This is a genomic window from Prosthecobacter fluviatilis, from assembly GCF_055388355.1.
The window spans coordinates 4,830,517-4,844,703 of record NZ_AP043782.1 but is presented as its reverse complement, the minus strand read 5'-3'; the positions used below and the strand labels follow the sequence as shown (position 1 = coordinate 4,844,703).

Here is a 14,187-nt window from a genome sequence, read left to right as displayed (position 1 = left end):
GTTGTCTCGTCAACAACAGAAACGCATCAGCCACGCCGGTCCTCACGAATGACATAGCGCGTGCGCCGGCTGTTCAACCAGCGCACGCCAAACATGTCCATCGTCGCCCGCAGCGCGCGGTTGCCAAAGCCATACTTGCTCACCCCATGGATGCGCGGACGGTGGTTCACCGGCATTTCCGTCACCCGCCAGCCCATGTTCCGGATCAGGGCTGGGATGAAGCGGTGCATCCCATTGAAAAGCAGCAGCGCCTCCCGGCAGTCGCGTCGCATGACCTTCAATGTGCAGCCCGTGTCCCTCACATGGTCTCCCACAAAGCGCGACCTCACAAAGTTGGCGATCCGGCTCTGCAGCCTTTTGAACGTCGTGTCCTTGCGCTTGGCCCGGTAGCCGCAGACGAGGTCGTACCCCGGCGCCTCGTCCAGCTTCGCGATCATCGCCGGAATGTCCGCCGGGTCGTTCTGCAGGTCGCCGTCCAGAGTCACGATCACATCCCCCAGCGCAGAGTGAATGCCCGCGTGCATCGCTGCGCTCTGCCCGCTGTTTTTCTCAAACACAATCACCCGCACCCTCTCCCCACGCTGCACCCGTGCCAGCGTCTGGTCCTTCGAGCCGTCATCCACCAGCACCAGCTCATAATCATGCCCGCTCAGCGCCTTGTCGATCTGCTGCTGCATCTCCACGACATTATCCTCCTCGTTATAAAGGGGCACGACGACGGAGATGGCGGGAGACGAGGGCATGGGCGGGCGAAAAGGGCGTCAAAAGTCGGGCGGACGATAATCGTGGCAAGCGAAGATTTTGAGCCAGCGCACCTCATTCCCGGCATGCATGACCCGCACAACCGACAGCAGTTCCGTGCGCTGGAAGCGTTTTCTCAGCAGCTCAGGCACCCCCTTCGCGCTTCGCTCTTCCGTGACAAAAAGCGCACTGCGACCTGCAAAGGAGCTCAGATCGCTCAGCGCAGACTGCACCTTTTCCGCCTGGCCCAGGTAGTGGTCGAGTTCGGCCACCAGCGGCCACCCATCCGCAATGACAAACCACTTCCCCGTCCCGCCTGCCTGCTCCAGCACGGCAGAGACCACCTTGGCACTCTCACGCCAGCCACGCACACTCCCGGACGGGTCCGCGCTCAATGTCCTCGCCCAGTCCGTCACCGGGCCGGTTTTATGCGCAAAAGGCCAGCGCAGCCCCAGAGTGCGCGGCAGGTCCGTTTGCAGCAGAAAGGCGCTCTGCAGCGCCGCAAACATCAGAGTGACTGTTCGCAGGCTGATCTTTTGCTCGATCACCGCCGCACGGGCAACAGTGCTGCGATGCGCGAGAAGCATCGCCCCAAACAGCATCCACACCACGCCGCCCGTGTCCGGCCAGCACTCATTCGGGCCGTAAAAAAAGTCCGCCACCGCCAGCGGCAGCAGCATTGCCAGCGGCAGGCTGCGGTGGGATTGCAGCATGCCGCCGGCCACCCCCGCACGTACCGCCAGCACAAAAAGCACGAGCAGCAGCGGGGAGGCGAGCACCATCCAGCGCACTGCATTCGGAATCAGCCGCCACTCCGGCAGCCACTGCCAGGCGGCAAAGCTCGGCCAGCCATGCCCTCCCTGCCAGCCCAGCCAGCACAGCACCACCGTCGTCCACACCGCCATGATCTTTCTGAAACCAGGCCCCCGCAGGTGCTGCCGCAGCGGCTCAGGCAGCGCAAAGACGCAGCACACCGCCGCCATCATGGCCGAGGCCGGCGGTTGCGCCAGCCCCACCCCTGCCACACAGCCTGTCGCCCACCACCATGCACGCTGGCACTCTGCCTGCCGCAGCACACGGCGCACACACAGTGCCGCCGCAGGCACGAGCACGCAGGCACATGTCGCCGGCGTCAGTGTCACCGCGGCTAGATTGAAACCGGGCAGCACATTCACGATCACCACCGCCCAGCCCGCAATCTGCTCATCAAACAGCTCTCTCGCCAGCTTCCACACCAGCAAAACCGCCGCCAGCGCCAGCAGCGGCGCGAAAAACCTCACTCCAAACTCCCCCGCACCGCCAATAGCCATGCCCAGCCTGGCAAACAACGGCACCAGCGGCCCGATCTCGGAAAAACTCAGCCATTCGCCATGCTTGGCCCGAAAAACCGCCAGCGCCTCGTCCGGCGCGAGTTCCAGCGTCGGCAGCAGCGCCCAGCGCCAGAGCGTGAGCAGGCCCAGGGCGGCTATGAGAAAGCGCTGGCGCGGCATGATGGTTGGGCGCATTGAATAGAGTACGCCGTGCGCATGTCAAAGCGTCGTCACCAACCTCCCACCCTTATGAAACACCTTTACCTGCTACCGCTGCTGCTGCTGGCCCCCGTCCTGCGTGCCGAAGAGGCCCAGCCCAAGACAGCCGAGGAGATCATTCGCATCGTGCAGAACAGCTACGCCCTGCAAAACTACAAAATGAATGGCCAGCTCCGCGACGATGCCACCGGCCGCGTCGAACCCATGACGCTCACCATGCAGGACCGCGTCATGCGCTTCCTCTTCAAAAATCCGCCGCCTGAGATCGTCCACCTCGACATGAACACCTCTCCCGCCACCCTTTACCAGGTGCGCCAGGGCGGCTCCTCCGTCGTGCCCACCAGTCAGCATGGCAACAAGGTGCGCGGCATGGAGTTCAACTACGAGGACCTCTCCCTCGGCTTCCTCTACTGGCCCCGCCCTCAGCTCATGGGCGACGACCGCGTCAGCGGCCAGAAGTGCTGGCGCGTCCGCGTGACCAACCCGAGCAAAGACGGCCCTTACCATGCCGTTGACCTCTGGGTCCATCAGGGCAGCGGCGGCGCCGCCAAAATGGCCGCCTGGGACCGCAACAGCAAAATCGTGAAACGCTACCAGGTCACGAAAGTTCAGAAGGTGGAAGGCGCCACCACGCTCAAGGAACTGCGGATTGAAACCATCAATCCCGCCGACGATTCCGTCATCGGCCGCACCTACATGACACTGGAAGACCCGGTGAAAAACAACTGACGCGACGCATGCAACCGCCGCGCAAATTCAATCCCCACCCCTTCGCCTACCACCAGGAGCTGGATGTCCGCATCGAGAGCCTCACCAACGAGGGCGCCGGAGTCGCCCGCGTGGACGGCTGGGTCGTCTTCGTGCCTTTCACCCTCGTGGGCGAGCTGGTGAAGTGCCGTGTCTTCCGCAATCACAAAAACTACAGCGAGGCCGACTTCGTCTCCGTCATCGAGCCCTCGCCGCAGCGTGTCGCACCCCAGTGCACGCTCTTTGGCCAGTGCGGCGGCTGCCAGTACCAGCACCTCTCCTATGAGGAGCAGCTCCTCTCCAAGCAGCGCCAGGTGGCCGACCTCCTCCGCCACATGGCCAGGATCGAGCATCCCGTCTGCCCGGTCATCCCCTCCCCCGTTCAGTACGGCTACCGCTCCAAGATCACCCCCCATTTCCACCGCCCCAAAGAGGGAGGCATCGGCGCCATCGGCTTCCTGCGCGCACGCACCCGCAATGCCATGGTCGATGTGGAGCACTGCCCCATCGCCATGCCGCAGCTGAATGACCAGCTCGCCGCCGTGCGCGCACGTGCCCGCGCAAGCTCCGCCGAATTCAAAAACGGCGCCACCCTCCTCATGCGAGCCGCCAGCAACGGCGTCCTCACCCGCCCAGACGAGATCGCCGTCGAAGATGTGGACGGCGTCCGCTTCGAGTTCCAGGCAGGCGACTTCTTCCAGAACAATCCCTTCATCCTTCCCAAGTTCGTCCGCCATGCCATCGACGAGGCCAAGGCCACCGGCGCAAAGCATCTCGTGGACGCCTACTGCGGCAGCGGCCTCTTTGCCATCAGCGCCGCGCGCGACTTTGAGCAGGTCATCGGCGTGGAGATCTCCGAAACCGCCGTCAAAAAAGCCGCTCACAACGCCGAGATCAACGGCCTGACCAACTGCCGCTTCATGGCCGCAGATGCCCAGCACGTTTTCAAAGACGTCCCGCATGCCGGAGCCGACACCGTGGTCATCATCGACCCGCCACGTGCAGGCAGCAGCCCCGAGTTTTTGCAGCAGCTCTTCGCCTTCGGTCCCAAAGGCGTCGTTTACATCTCCTGCAATCCCGCCACCCAGATGCGCGACCTCGTCCTCTTCACCGAGGCCGGTTTCAAGCTCGGCACCGTTCAGCCCTTTGATCTCTTCCCGCAGACCAAGCACCTCGAGTGCGTCATGACACTGAGCCGATGAACCGTTTCGAATTCGCCACCGCCCAGCGCATCATCTTCGGCCGTGGCGTCTTCCGCGAGCTGCCGGATCTCTGCCGCAGCTTCGGCCAGCGCACACTGCTCATCGCCGGCAGCCGTCCGCAGCAGTGGGCGGACCGCTTTCCCCACGTGGGCATCCACTCCGTCAGCGGAGAGCCCACCGTTCAGGACATCGAATCTGGCGTCGCACTCGCCAAGGAACTGCGTGCCGACGTCATCGTCGCCATCGGCGGCGGCAGCGTGGTGGATGCCGGCAAGGCCATCTCTGCCATGAGCACGCAGCCCGCCGGGCTGATGCGCTACATCGAGGTCATCGGCGAAGGCAGATCGCTCGACGCCTCCCCAGTGCCCTTCATCGCCGTGCCCACCACCGCCGGCACCGGCGCCGAGGCCACGCGCAATGCCGTCATCGCCAGCACGGAGCACCGTGTCAAAGCCAGCCTGCGCCACATCTCCATGCTGCCGCGCATCGCGCTCATCGATCCCGAACTCGCCGCCGATGTCCCACCCGCCGTCACCGCCGCCAGCGGCATGGACGCATTGACGCAATGCCTCGAAGCCTTCGTCTGCTCCCGCGCCCAGCCCATGACCGACGCCCTCTGCCTCGATGGCATCCAGCGCGCCGTGCACTCTCTGGAGCGCGCCTTTGAAAACGGCCGCGACATCGACGCCCGTGAAGACATGGCCCTCTGCGCTCTGAATAGCGGCATCGCACTCGCCAATGCCGGCCTCGGCGCCGTCCACGGTTTCGCCGCACCCATTGGCGGCATGTTTCACGCCCCGCATGGCGCGGTCTGCGCCGCGCTGCTCGCACCCGTGTGGGAAGCCAACTCCCGCCGCGTGCAGGACCGCTCCAGGTTCACCCAGGTGGACTCCATGCTCGGCGGCGATGCCATCCCCTATCTTCACAGCCTCACAACCCGCCTCCACATTCCCAAACTCAGCCAGTGGGGCATCGCAGACAGCGACCTCGATGAAATCGCCCGCAAAGCCTCGGCCGCCAGCAGCATGAAGGCAAACCCGGTTTCCCTCAGCCACGAGGAGCTCGTTCGCATTCTGCGCTCAGCCTGCTAAAGGCACAAAAAGAAAGCCGGGGCCGCTTTCGCAAACCCCGGCCCCGCTCGTTGTTGGTTGCGGTAGTTATTTGATGTCACCGGCAAAGCCGGCGGCATTGAGGGCGGCCACCAGTTCAGACTTGGTGAACTCGCCTTCGACAGTGAATGAAGTCGCCTTCGCGACGATGTCGGTCTTCGTGATGCCCGCGACGGTCTTCACCGCATCAGCAGCGGCGATCTCGCACTTCTTGCAGCAGAGGTGCACGCCGGACACGGTGGCCTTCGTCATCTTCGCTTCAGGCTTCGCGGCCACCGCTGGCTTGTTCGCGGATTCCTCGCCTTCGATCTTGCCATAGTAGCCTGCGGCAATGATCGCCTCCGCAGCCTTCTTCGCATCGCCCTTCTTCTTCGAGACGATCGTCACGGTGGTTCCCTTGTCAGGCACGGTCACGGTGACATCGCTGCCGACGCTCATGCCGGCTTTGGTGATTCCCTTGGCGCAGCTGCCGCAGCAGTTGTGCACACCGGTCATCGTGAGTGTGGTTTCAGCACGCACTGAAGCGGCGAGAGCAAGGATGGATAGCAGAGTGAAGAATTTCATAAGCAATTTCAGAGACGATACGACAAGTCGCTTTCTTTGCACAATTTAATTTTTAACGCCGGATCGCAGTCATGAATCCACGCGCAATGATCGTGTCATGATACTCGCCAGGCGTAAATCCTGCTTTATCCAGCAGCTGCGCATACTCGCCCGTGCTGTAGCATTTCCCCTGCGTGGCATGCATCAGCAGGCATGAATACTCCGCCACATGCAGCGGTCCTGTTTTGTCCGCATTGATGAACGCATCATGAATGATCAGCAGTCCGCCCGCAGGCAGCGCTGCATGTGAAACCGCCAGCAGTTTCTCCACCTCAGCCACACCCCAGTCGTGCAGCACATTGGAAAAAAGATGCACGTCACATCCTGCAGGCATGCCTTCAACCATGTTCCCCGTCGCCACGCTCACACGCTCCGCACAGCCACGCTCCTCGATCAGCTTGCTCGCGATTCGGTCCACCGGCGCCTGATCAAACGCGACCCCTCTCATATGCTTGTGCTGCGCCGTGATCGCACACGCATACACACCCGATCCTGCGCCGATGTCCAGCACACAGCTGCGCCCCGTGAGATCCAGCTTCTTCGCCAAAGCCTGCGAGAGCAGCACCCCTCGGCAGTCCATCGCCGCCGTAAATTTTCGCGCAAAGTCCTCCTGTTCCATCGCCTTGTGCCAGTCAAACGCCGCCTTGTCTCCGCTCCACCCCGCCGGCTTGTCTGTCCTCAGCACTTCCAAAAAGTCGCGCGCAATCGGCCGGTCATGCAGCGAGGCAAAATAAGGCCTCACATCCCACACCGGCCCCGCGCACATAAACTCACGCGCCACCTCCGTCGTGTGAAACACCCCGCCCACATTCCTCACCCAGTCGTTCGCCGCAAACAGCGTCATCATCGTGTCCGCCGGACGTTCCTTAAAACCAAAGTGCTCGCAGATCCCCGCCAGCGAAGATGGATTAGCAGACAGCCATGTGAAGAAATCCACGCTCAACGCCGCCGTCACCATGTCCGCCCCGTACAGGCAGTCGCGATAACGGTAAATGCTGGTCGGATCAGTGACAGGGGCGGAGGTGAGGTCATGCATCATGGTCCCGCATGATGAAGGCTCCCCCTGTTTGCGGCAAAACCTGATTTTACTTTTTCCCCGCCTCTTCCTTGATCTGTCTCGCGATCATATTTCCCGTGATAAACAGAAAGCGCGACACACCTTCATTCGGTTGGGCGGCCAGAACGACTGTCTGTCCGTCCCAAATGCTCACCCCGGTGGAGAAACGCCTGACACCTCTTTCTGCAGTCCCGCTCTCATCATAGTTAATGATGAGCTCCATCGTGTTCCCATCCCCGCCAATCTGTGCTTCCACCTTCACATCGGCACCACCCAGCGCGGCCGGCATCTTGTACTTCTTCGATTGGCCATCCAGCACCAAATTTTCGATCTTCGCATTGGTAACGGCGATCTTCTTCATCACCGTCTTAAACTGATCCGGGGAGAAAATCCCCGCCAAGATAAACATCGGTAAAATTTCCGGCGGCCGTGACGCGCCTAAAGACAATAGCGTCGGGTCCGTGTTCACGGCTGGCTTTGGGGCATCGGGCTGGGGCGGCAGCCAGTTTTCCATCAGCTTTAAAAAATCGCCCCTCATCTCTGCCGCCTGCACAGTGACGAAAACACTCTTTTTCACCGCAGCCTCGTGGAGTTGCATGATCCAGATCTCAATGAGATCCAGCTTGGGCTTGGTGTTACGCACCGTGAGTTTTCCATCCTTGAGCACCGCTGAGGCGTTCTTTTCAAATGGAATGCCTGCGTCTTGGAGCACCTCCATCGGCGGCTTGTCTTTTGAAAAATTCGGGGGAACCCGGTACACGCGCTGACCCCATTCGTTCACCCTTTTGTCCGGCACGTCGATGCCTGTGCTCGATGGCTGCATCGTCGCGGTCGATTCAAAACTGACCGCCTTCTGCCCGGTCGGATTCAGCGCTTCAGCCGTAATGAGCACGGTGACGTGTTTTTTCGAGGTTGCGAGATGCGCCACGAGGGTCTCACCGCTCGCCAGCTCCCCCTGTGCGGACGCTGTGTAAATTTGCACTCGGTCCCAAACCGGCTTGTCCCCTTTTTGAGGCAGCCACGGTTGCACCCCATCGGGGTCGACGCCCAGATCCACTCTGGCTGCGACCAGAGCTTTGTCATCCCCCGCCAGATTGGCGGCCAGCTTGAGGCTCGGTCCGACGAGTTTGAGAGCATTTCCGGTAGTCGCGTCCGTTTGCTTCTCGGGAAGCACCTCCTTCACAATTTCATTGATGGCCTCCTGCCCAAGCTTCGTCGTGACAGCCGGCAGGGTTGCCAGCTCGATGCCCTTTTTTTGCGACACCTGCCGCCACAGTTCCCTGGCTTCATCAGGCTTTAAAATGCCACCCTGCGTTCCAAAGTAACTGTCTGCCTGAATCAGTTTGCACTGAAAGCACACCAGGGGTGTCCGCTTGCTAAGCCGGTCGATGATGGCTTCAATTTGATCGAGTGCCTGCTTGTAATGCCGCACGATCAGTTGTGAGGTCACCGGATTGTAAAGGGCACTGGCTCCTTCCGGAAAAGGAACGCCCCGATCCTCCAAAAGTTGACGGGCCGATTTTCCAAAGACCGCCTTTGTTTCCCCCTTGCCTGCAGCAAAGGGATCCGACTGCAGATCACCTAGGCTCAAAAAGTTCGGTGCCACCCTGTACGCCCGTGTGTGCATTCGACCATCATCCGCCTTGGCCTTCACAGCATTCCCCGGTTCCTGCGCCGCCGCGGTTGCAATGCCAAACGAGCCCGCAATCACCGGCGCAATGATCGCAAAAGCCACCAGCGCCAGCACAAACAGTGCCCCCACCTTCTTCCTCACACCCTGCGCCTCCATCAGCGCCACCAGTCTGGCCTTCAGCCGCCGTGCTGGCCGCGAATACGCGATCGGCATCACGCACGCCTGCTGCGGCCCCGGCCTCGCCGCACACTCCAGCAGGAAGTCCGCATAGGCCGTATGCTCACGCTCGCCGCCCACCGCAGCATCATCACACATCTCCTCGCGCGCCTGGGCATGTTCCTCCACCAGCGCATGCGCAAACGGGTTCCACCACAGGAATGCGCGAACCATGTTTTGCAGCAGCGCAGCCACCGTGTCGTGCAGCCGCAGATGCTCCCCCTCATGCCGCAGCAGCCAGCACCACTGCCGGGTTGTGAGTTTCTCAAACGCGGAGGCCGGAACCGCGATCACCGGAAAAAACCAGCCCGCCACACACGGCGAGCCTTCATGGTCAAAGACACACACACGCTCTGGATTCAGGTCAGCAGGCAGCTTCTCATGCTCGACATCGGAAGGCTTCCTCAAACCCCACACCCACCGCTGCACCCCGACACTTTGCACCAGCAGCCTCAGCAGCATAGCCGCAGTGACGATCCACGCCAGCCACCGCATCCCCCTCACCCCATCATTCACATCCCAGCCTCGTGTCTTGATCGCGCTGCTTGTCTTTGGAGCACTCGCCGGTGCCACGCTCACTCGCCAGTCCGCCTTAAAGCCCTCTCGGATCGGCGTCCACACCGGCACGCTTTCCTCCTTCTTCGGCAGCAGATCCTGCACCCTGATGTCAAAGGGCGTATACAAGCACATCAACACCGCCAGATTCGCCAGAATGCAGCGCCGCAGCGCATCGCGGATCACATACCGCACCAGCAGCCACGCCGCAGCACCTATCACCAGGCTGTGCACCACGTAATTAAGACACGCGATCGTCTCCGCACTCATGACTCCTCTCCTTTCTTCGCGCTGCTGCCACGCACCAGCTTTCGCAGTTCCACCAGTTCCTCCTCGGAGATCTCACCGCTTTCCACCAGGCAGCGCACCAGCGCCAGATTGCTCCCGCCAAAGAACCGCTGCTTCAGATCCGCCAGCACGCTCGTGCGGCCGCGCTGCTCCGGCACCGCTGGTTCATAAGAGTGGCTGCGGCTGGAGTCATCACGGCTGATCCACCCCTTCGCCTCCAGCCGCGTCAGCTGGGTTTGCAGCGTGTTGCGCGTCACCGGCTCGCCTCGCCCTTGGTTCACCGCCTCCAGCAGTTCCAGCACGCTCGCCGGGTGCTTTTTCCAGAGAATGTCCATCAGCGCCTGCTCGGCGGCGGAAAGCGGAGGCAGTGATTTTTTAGCCATATTTCGCGAGTTTGACGACATGTGTCGGATTTGTCGATCCAAAAATACGACATCTGTAGGACTTCGACCCAATGACCATCCAAATGATGAATTCCCCCCACGCAGTCCGTTGACTTGCCTCCCATCTCCTGACAGCATCGCCCCGCCATGTCCTCTCCCGCACCCAAAATCACCCTCACTCACTGGCTCATCATCATCATCGCCAGCATTGGCTTCTTGTTCGACACCTATGAGCTGCTGATGACGCCCCTCGTGGCTGCGCCGGCCATCGCCGAACTTCTCAAGCTCCCGATGAACAATCCCATCGTCACCAGCTGGGTGGGCAATCTCCTCTGGATCGCAGCCCTCTGCGGCGGCATCTTCGGTCTGCTCGGTGGCTGGCTGGTCGATCAGTTCGGCCGCAAGAAGATCATGGCCCTGAGCATCTTCCTCTACTCGTTCTCCCCCTTCTGCGCAGCCTACTCCACCTCGCTCGGCATGTTCGTCTTCTTCCGCAGCACCACCTTCATCGGCGTCTGCGTCGAGTTCGTGGCCGCCATCACCTGGCTCGCGGAGGTCTTCTCAGACAGGAAGCAGAAGGAAAAATGGATGGGCATCACCCAGGCCTTTGCCTCCCTCGGCGGTGTGTTCGTCACCCTCGTCAGCGTCTGGATCAACAAGCATGGCGTCGATCTCCCTCACATCGGCCTCCCCGCCGGCCTCGGATCAAACGACCCCTCCACTTGGCGCTACCTCCTCATGACGGGCATCCTCCCCGCCATCCCCATCGCACTGCTCCTGCCCTTCGTGCCAGAATCCCAGGCCTGGAAGGAAAAGAAAGCCGCAGGCACGCTCAAGCGCCCCAGCTTCGCCGCTCTCTTTGCACCTGAGCTTCGCCGTGTCACCCTCGTGACCGCCGCCCTCTCCGCCTGCGCCTACGGCATCGCCTTCGGTGCCCTTCAGGTCACCGTGGCACGCGTCACCCCCGGCCTGCCGGAGCTGAGAGCCCAGTCCAAAGCCCTTGCACCCCTGCGCAAGGCCGGTGAAGACCTCAACAAGCAGCTCAATGCACTCCCTGCCACAGACCCCGCCCGTAAGGAGCTTGTCGCTCAGATCAAGGCCAACTTCGGCCAGCAAAAGCCCATCAACGATGAAGTCAAAAAGATGGCCGACACCGTCCAGTTCTACCAGGAAATGGGCGGCCTCGTGGGCCGGATCGCGCTCGCCATCCTCCTCATCGTCGGCATCAGCCGCGTCGCCTTGCTGAAGATCTTCCAAATCCCCGCCCTCATCATCCTGCCGCTCACCTACTTCTATTACTTCGAGCAGGGCGGCACTGCCTTCCTCTTGGCCTACGGCATCTGCGGCCTGCTCACCGTCGCCCAGTTCAGCTACTTCGGCGAATACCTCCCCAAGGTCTTCCCCATGCACCTGCGCGGCACCGGCGGCAGCTTCGCCACCAACGTCGGCGGCCGCATGATCGGCACCAGCATGGCCTTCGTCACCACCAATCTCGTCGCCCCCATGCTCGCCGGCACCGGCCCCATGCTCCCCATGCATGTCGCCAAAGCCGCAGGCATCGTCGCCACGGTCATCGTCGTTCTCAGTTTCATCATCGGCTTCATGCTGCCGGAACCGAAGGCCGAGGAAGGCTGAAAATAACATGCTCTGCTGAAAAGCAGGTTCGTTCTCTTTTTGCCTCAAACATCCTGATTCACACCAGCCCTGAAGGGGCTGTGGATTCAGCCCAGGGTCAGCCGAGCCTAAGCGAGGCGACCCTGGGTATGGCAGGCATTACGGGTTGGCAAACCCAGCACGTCTTAGCATCACGCCGGGTTCCAGCAGCGTCTGCAACGTGTCCCGTCCCCCCCTGCCGCTGGCATCCGTGGGTATGATCACAGGATCGGCTGCGCCCGAAATCCGGCGCAGCCGTCATTCAGACTCATCTTCAACTGACCTCCGCACAAGAGAGAGATTGCATCATGGCACCGTACCCTTCCCGCCATGATTCGCTCTCTTCTCTCCCTCGTCATCTGCCTCGCCACACTCCACCTACACGCGGAGGAAAAGGACGACGGCAAGCTCCGCATCGTCGTTTTCGGCGCACATCCCGATGACGCCGAGTACAAGACCGCAGGCACGGCGGTGAAGTGGGCCCGCCTCGGCCATCATGTGAAACTCGTCTCCGTCACCAATGGCGACATCGGCCACTGGAAGGAAGCCGGTGGCCCCCTCGCCCTGCGCCGCGCAGCCGAGGTCAAAGCCTGCGCCCAAAAACTCGGCGTCACCTCCCAGGTCCTCGACATCCACGATGGCGAGCTTCTCCCTTCGCTGGAAAACCGCAAGCTCATCACCCGCATCATCCGCGAGTGGAAGGCCGACATCGTCATCGCCCACCGCCCCTGGGACTACCACCCTGACCACCGCTATGTCGGCGTCCTTCTTCAAGACGCCGCCTTCATGGTCACCGTCCCCTTCATCTGCCCGGAAATCCCGCCGCTGAAAAAGAACCCTGTCTTCCTCTACTCCAGCGACGGCTTCCAAAAGCCCTACCCCTTCACCCCGGACATCGCCGTCAGTGTGGATGACTCCTTCGACCAAAAGCTCGACGGCCTCCACGAGCTCACCTCCCAGGCCTACGAAGGCGGCGCCAGCGGCTCCGCCGAATACGTCGAAAAGGACGTCCCGCCCGCCACCGATGAAGTGGCTCGCCGCGCCTGGCTCAAACGCCGCTGGGGTGCCCGTCAGAGCAGCGAAGCCGACAAATTCCGCGACCTCCTCATCAAGCTCTACGGCGAAGAAAAAGGCAAAGCCGTGAAGTACGCCGAGACCTTCGAAGTCTGCGAATACGGCCGCCGCCCCAGCGCCACCGAGATCAAGCAGCTCTTCCCATTTTACGATCAGAAGTAAGGCCCGTTCACCGAATTTCGGAAGTTTCCTTCTCATCGCATTTCCACTGAGTTCCTCTTTAACAATCTTTTTTTCGAACTCATCTCAAGCCCTGAAAGGGCTGGGGACTCAGCCCAGGGCGCAGCGAGGCACGAGCAAGCCCTGGGTTATCCGCCAACAGATCCGGAAAGCAAACCCAGCACTCCGCCACACGCAGCTTCCACCAGCAGCGTCTGCAAGGAGCCCCGAAGCATGCCTGCTGTATAGAAACTCCCATCACCAGATCTACGACAGCGAGCCTGAACGCGCCCTATTCATTATCCCTTCATCTCACTTCAGCGCCGTGAAGCGGACCTGCAGCTTTTTCAGCGCCTCAGGCTTGCCGGCATTTTTGCGCATCAGCTCGCGCAGCAGCGTCGCGGCACGCACCTTGTCTCCCGCATTCATCAGGTCTTCGGCGTGGTTGGCCAGATCATTCTGCTGAGGAGTGAGTCCGGTTGTCGCGACAGTCTGGGCCGCCTTGCCAGGATTCGCCCGGACATGACCTCCGAAAATGTCCTCCACCTTCAGCCACGTGGCCTCTGAGCCATCCTCGGAAACCGCCAGCCAGAAAAGCGCGCCGCCTTCGCCACCCGCCTCCAGCACCCGGCGGTTTGCCACCACCGCATCCACATTCTGCACGACCCACGCATCCTTTTTCGCCCCCACCTCCAGCTCCTTGCCATTCCAGCGCATCTTCAGCTCCGCCCCCTGGTTTCGGCCCACCCAGACGATGTTCTGGATGTCCTGCGGAAAATTTTTCACAGGCTTGATCGCCGTCCCGCTTTCCGCTTTGAACTCAATCATGTCGCTGATGTTCACAGGCGTCACGAGCTTCAGGTCATCACTCACAAAATACCACGCGGCCCGCGTGTCGCTGAAAGCGAGCTGGAAGACACCCACATCCACAAAGGCATGGTCCCTGAATGGATTCTGATTCATTCCATTCCCCGTCACCGGGAAAAAGCTCTCACCATCATAGCGCAGGTGCCTGAGCGAATTCGTGCCGCGCAGATCCCACAGCACGTTCTCGATCGAGGTCGCAAATTTCTCCACCTCCGGCCATTCCTTCTGCTGACCTTGGGCAAGGCAGGCGAAAACGAAGAGAAAAAGAAAAATGGAATGCAGCAATTTCATTAGGTTCATTTTTTGGCATATCAGACGCGCTTTTGCAATCTCCAAGCCCCATCGGCATTTACAGTGGCAAACTCCCCGGA

12 protein-coding genes are annotated in these 14,187 nt (G+C 61.2%); 5 read left to right on the top strand and 7 right to left on the bottom strand.

Annotated elements, in window-relative coordinates; genetic code table 11:
* Positions 1-26: 26 nt before the first annotated feature.
* Positions 27-743, bottom strand: a complete 717-nt coding sequence (locus ACZ5WW_RS18955) for a glycosyltransferase family 2 protein (RefSeq protein WP_377168874.1) — start codon at positions 741-743, stop codon at positions 27-29.
* Between the two features lie 18 nt (positions 744-761).
* A complete protein-coding gene (locus tag ACZ5WW_RS18950) occupies positions 762-2,246 on the bottom strand; it encodes a glycosyltransferase family 39 protein (protein ID WP_377168872.1) in 1,485 nt (494 codons plus the stop codon).
* A gap of 54 nt (positions 2,247-2,300) precedes the next feature.
* Here ACZ5WW_RS18950 and ACZ5WW_RS18945 point away from each other — a divergent pair, with 54 nt between their 5' ends.
* The 3 genes from ACZ5WW_RS18945 to ACZ5WW_RS18935 are packed head-to-tail and all read left to right on the top strand — an operon-like array spanning position 2,301 to position 5,310.
* Positions 2,301-2,999, top strand: a complete 699-nt coding sequence (locus tag ACZ5WW_RS18945) for an outer membrane lipoprotein-sorting protein (RefSeq protein ID WP_377168870.1) — start codon at positions 2,301-2,303, stop codon at positions 2,997-2,999.
* An 8-nt stretch (positions 3,000-3,007) separates the two neighbouring features.
* A complete protein-coding gene (locus ACZ5WW_RS18940; protein ID WP_377168868.1) occupies positions 3,008-4,219 on the top strand; it encodes a class I SAM-dependent RNA methyltransferase in 1,212 nt (403 codons plus the stop codon).
* A complete protein-coding gene (locus ACZ5WW_RS18935) occupies positions 4,216-5,310 on the top strand; it encodes an iron-containing alcohol dehydrogenase (protein ID WP_377168866.1) in 1,095 nt (364 codons plus the stop codon). Before ACZ5WW_RS18940 ends, ACZ5WW_RS18935 begins: the two co-directional genes overlap by 4 nt.
* Before the next feature lie 66 nt (positions 5,311-5,376).
* On the opposite strand, the gene ACZ5WW_RS18930 is transcribed toward ACZ5WW_RS18935, so the two are convergent.
* The 4 genes from ACZ5WW_RS18930 to ACZ5WW_RS18915 form a co-directional block, all read right to left on the bottom strand.
* Positions 5,377-5,892: a hypothetical protein gene (locus tag ACZ5WW_RS18930; protein ID WP_377168864.1), complete on the bottom strand. Its 516-nt coding sequence runs from the start codon at positions 5,890-5,892 to the stop codon at positions 5,377-5,379.
* 52 nt (positions 5,893-5,944) lie between these two features.
* Positions 5,945-6,970, bottom strand: coding sequence for a methyltransferase (locus ACZ5WW_RS18925; protein ID WP_377168862.1), 1,026 nt, complete (start codon positions 6,968-6,970; stop codon positions 5,945-5,947).
* Positions 6,971-7,016: 46 nt separating this feature from the next.
* Entirely contained in the window at positions 7,017-9,578 is a 2,562-nt protein-coding gene (locus ACZ5WW_RS18920; RefSeq protein WP_377168860.1) for a M56 family metallopeptidase, read from the bottom strand.
* An 80-nt stretch (positions 9,579-9,658) separates the two neighbouring features.
* The gene (locus tag ACZ5WW_RS18915) at positions 9,659-10,063 is read right to left on the bottom strand and encodes a BlaI/MecI/CopY family transcriptional regulator (protein WP_377168858.1); all 405 of its coding nucleotides are present in this window, start codon (positions 10,061-10,063) and stop codon (positions 9,659-9,661) included.
* Between the two features lie 147 nt (positions 10,064-10,210).
* Between ACZ5WW_RS18915 and ACZ5WW_RS18910 the strand changes: the two genes are divergently transcribed.
* A complete protein-coding gene (locus ACZ5WW_RS18910; RefSeq protein ID WP_377168856.1) occupies positions 10,211-11,698 on the top strand; it encodes an MFS transporter in 1,488 nt (495 codons plus the stop codon).
* A 348-nt stretch (positions 11,699-12,046) separates the two neighbouring features.
* Positions 12,047-12,952: a PIG-L deacetylase family protein gene (locus ACZ5WW_RS18905; protein WP_377168854.1), complete on the top strand. Its 906-nt coding sequence runs from the start codon at positions 12,047-12,049 to the stop codon at positions 12,950-12,952.
* A gap of 309 nt (positions 12,953-13,261) precedes the next feature.
* On the opposite strand, the gene ACZ5WW_RS18900 is transcribed toward ACZ5WW_RS18905, so the two are convergent.
* Positions 13,262-14,107, bottom strand: coding sequence for a hypothetical protein (locus ACZ5WW_RS18900; RefSeq protein ID WP_377168852.1), 846 nt, complete (start codon positions 14,105-14,107; stop codon positions 13,262-13,264).
* Positions 14,108-14,187 lie beyond the last annotated feature (80 nt).